The sequence below is a fragment of the Desulfallas thermosapovorans DSM 6562 genome, assembly GCF_008124625.1.
GTDB classification, from domain to species: Bacteria; Bacillota; Desulfotomaculia; order Desulfotomaculales; family Desulfallaceae; genus Sporotomaculum; species Sporotomaculum thermosapovorans.
The window spans coordinates 1-3,622 of record NZ_VNHM01000035.1 but is presented as its reverse complement, the minus strand read 5'-3'; the positions used below and the strand labels follow the sequence as shown (position 1 = coordinate 3,622).

Here is a 3,622-nt window from a genome sequence, read left to right as displayed (position 1 = left end):
TTTTTGCAGTTTATTTTAGTATTGACACCGGGTGCAGATTGTTCAATGTGATAAAATAGCGGGGGTTTTGGATAATTGAAAATGAGAATCTACAAAATATCGTTTCTCTTGCGGTTCTTCTTGAACACCATCACGCAAGCGGGAATGCCTGTTCCAAAGAACAAGTTTTCAGGCAACCCGATAACGGCATCCAGTAAATTGTGTTTAATAATTGCTTTCCGTATTTTTCCTTCACTTGCTCCCCTAAACAGCACGCCATGGGGAAGAATCACCGCTGCTCTCCCGTTTTCCGCCAGCGAATAGATAATATGCAGGACAAAAGCATAATCACCTTTGGATGCGGGCGGCACTCCCCAAGCAAATCGACCATGGAGATCCAGGCTTGCTTCCATTTTATACTTTTCGTTGTTACTCCCTTCCCCTGCGAAGCCCATCGCCCATTTGTCAAGCGAGAACGGGGGATTGGCAACGATCACCTGGAACTTCATCAGTTTTCCGTCTTCCAAATGAAGCGGATTGGCCAGGGTATCGCCCCATTCGATTTTGGCATCATCAATCCCATGCAGATACATGTTCATCAATGCCAGGGAGTGAGTCTGGCCGTTTCGTTCCTGGCCGTATACCGCCACTTTTCGGCTCGACACTTGTCTTACCACCCGGATTAGAAGGGAACCAGAACCGCAAGTGGGGTCATAAATACGATCATTTTCTTGAGGTTTCATCAGTCTTGCCAGCAGTTCGGATACTTCTGGTGGCGTAAAAAACTCTCCGCCTTTTTTGCCAGCATCACTGGCAAACATGTTGATCATGTATTGATACGAATTCCCGATAATATCCTCATCCTCAAGCACCGAGGGCCGCAGATCCAGCTTGGCAAAATCCTCCAGAAGCGTCTTTAACATCGCGTTTCGTTCTTTCGTCTTACCCAGAATCGCTTCGGAGTTGAAGTCAATATTGCGGAATACGCCCCGTAATTTCCCCGTATTTTCATTTTCCATATGTTCCAGTGCTTTGTTAATAATCTCGCCGATTTCGGGATCGTTCCGTTCACTGTATATATAGTCAAACGTGGAGAATTCATCGAGGATAAACCGTTCCCTGGACATTGCCCGCTTTATCCATTTCTGATCCCCGTTATACCGCTTAGTATGTTCCTCAAGCCTCTCTTTGTATGTATCGCTCAGATATTTCACAAACAGCATGACCAGCACATAATCCTTGTAAATGCTAGAGTCAATTTTCCCCCTGAAAGTGTCGCAAGCCTGCCAAAGAACCGAATTTATATAATCTTGTTTTGTTTTTTCCATGTTTCACCCTCACTCTTCGTGCATTTTTATGATTGAGTAAGCAATCGCCTTATAAAACCTTTCCTTTTCGGCCATGAGTTTTTGATACAAATGCTTTTCTTCTCTATATAATTGTTGTATTTTTATAATCTTTTGCTGTTTATCTAAATCCAGTTTGGGAATCTGTATTTGTTCCAAAATCTGCTTGTTCGTGCTTGGGATATTGGTTCCTGTCTGAAACTTTAATAATTCATTCTTCACTTTACCGGTGTTCAAGAACCACGCAACATAACCTGGTAGTACTGATAAGTTATGAATTTCAATGTTGGCAAAATAAGAAGGAACCAGCAGTCCTTCTTGTTTCTTTTCTATCAACACCGCTGTATTGGGATGACTAAGTCGAACAAGAATATTTCCCTCACGGGCGAAAAAATCATTGCCAATGATTTCCTTGCTCTTAAAGCTCTCGACGAGATCCTCTGTAAACGTACCGTCTTCCTGTATGTTTTTAAGGGTTATTATTGGATATTCCGCTACAGCTTCCAAGTCTATTTCAGCCTTTTTCCTGGAAAGCACAAGCCCCATTCTAATTCGAGCAATTTCACCGAGGTACATGCTACACTTCCTTGTTAAATTTAATTTTTAATACGTCGGTCTGAATTGTTAAATATAACATATAACAGCAATTGTCTTTCGTCAATTACTTTTTAAATTTTTCTTCCAACTATGAGCCGTAGATGTATTTAATAGATCGATAGCAGGTTAACCTTTTTTATTGACAGCATAAGGAAGGAAGTTGAAATTGAAAAAGGCTGGATGGGCAATCTGCTGATCCAGCAAACAAGCCAGAACAAAAGCATGAGATGTGTTTTCAATATCGTGGAAAAATTCATCTTGTTCTATATAAAAGGGCACAGGGAGCACCTAATTTCAAGCATGCAAAAACCCCCGTGGTTTTCCACGAAGGCTCTTGGTATAACTTTAAATAAGAGAACGTAAAAAGTTTTGTGTAAATGGTTATAACTTACAATAAAAGCAGCTGACTATTTATGCAAAACACTATGGACAAAAACCATCAAGGAACTGCCCAGAGAAAGTAAAACCGTTAAATACGTGCGCACCATGCTCAAGAACCTCGCTAAATCAGAGCGAACCTCTCAGTTCCTACCCTAACAAAACCTACTATAACGGTTCATACTATCTATCTGGACAGAAAAGGCCAGTTCAATGTCCCGTTCGTATTCTACATTGACCCTCTGTTTGCAGATGAGCCTAACCTAAGATAAACCAAGCGCTGCATTTCACCTCATCTGCCATGCCGGTTTCATTGGATTAGCAATCTTACCCAAAACTTCAATCAAAAATAAGAGTGATTGTTTAACCACAAGATTGGAAATAATAGTTAATCAATAATTTTTACCGTTCAATGGGGCAATTAGCAAAAAGGCCATGTAAAAGCTCAGGCGCCATTACTTATACTTCTGTTTTTAGTAGCGGGATCTATAAAAGTATTTTTGCTAATCTAAAAGGGGACCACTACAAGCCCCGTGCGCACGAAAAAATGGGACCACCCTGATCAAAATTTCCTGTAAGCTGTAGGTGGGACAAACCGCAGCGAACAGGAGGAAAGGAAATGATCAGTGTGGTCAATAAAGAGATTATCAGAAGACTCTACTTTAAGCAACAGAAATCTATTCGCTGGATAGCCCGTGAATTAAAGATGTCCAGAAAAACCGTGCGCAAAGCCCTGGTGGATAGTGATGAGCCCAAGTACAACCTCACCCGCCCCAAACCTAAACCGGTAACCAGCCATATCCGGCCAATCATTAAACAGTGGCTCCAGGAGGAAAAACAGTATCCTACCAAACAACGCTACACTGCTCGGTGAATCTTTAACCGGCTGGTGGAGGAACATGACTGTAAAGGTAGCGAATCTAGCGTCCGCCGGGTTGTGGCCGAACTGCGCTAGGCGGAGAAAGAAACCTACATACCGTTGGCTTTCGAGCCCGGTACCAACGCCCAGTACGACTGGGGAAACGCGTATGTTTATCTTGATCGCGAGTACACCGAAGTACAGCTATTTTGCATGCGCATGACTAGCAGCCGCCGGCCGCTTGTTATGGCCTTCCCCCACCAAAAGCAAGAAGCCTTCTTTACAGGATATGTAGAGGCATTTACCTATTATGGCGGGGTACCAATACCTGGATAAGAGGTATAATTATTTTATACCTTTTGCCTGCATGTAAATAAGCGCATTATTTCCGCATGAAGCAGGCGCTTATTTGCACATTAGAACAGATTGCCTCTATTTTAATACCGCTAAAATTTGCTAAACT

The 3,622-nt window shown here is 42.3% G+C and carries 3 protein-coding genes; 1 reads left to right on the top strand and 2 read right to left on the bottom strand.

What is annotated here, in order from left to right; genetic code table 11:
• Nucleotides 1–89 precede the first annotated feature (89 nt).
• A complete protein-coding gene (locus LX24_RS14650; protein WP_207706634.1) occupies nt 90–1,307 on the bottom strand; it encodes a type I restriction-modification system subunit M in 1,218 nt (405 codons plus the stop codon).
• A gap of 9 nt (nt 1,308–1,316) precedes the next feature.
• Entirely contained in the window at nt 1,317–1,901 is a 585-nt protein-coding gene (locus tag LX24_RS14645; protein ID WP_166512868.1) for a restriction endonuclease subunit S, read from the bottom strand.
• Between the two features lie 1,018 nt (nt 1,902–2,919).
• Between LX24_RS14645 and LX24_RS14635 the strand changes: the two genes are divergently transcribed.
• Nucleotides 2,920–3,174, top strand: a complete 255-nt coding sequence (locus LX24_RS14635; RefSeq protein WP_166512867.1) for a hypothetical protein — start codon at nt 2,920–2,922, stop codon at nt 3,172–3,174.
• Nucleotides 3,175–3,622: the final 448 nt, after the last annotated feature.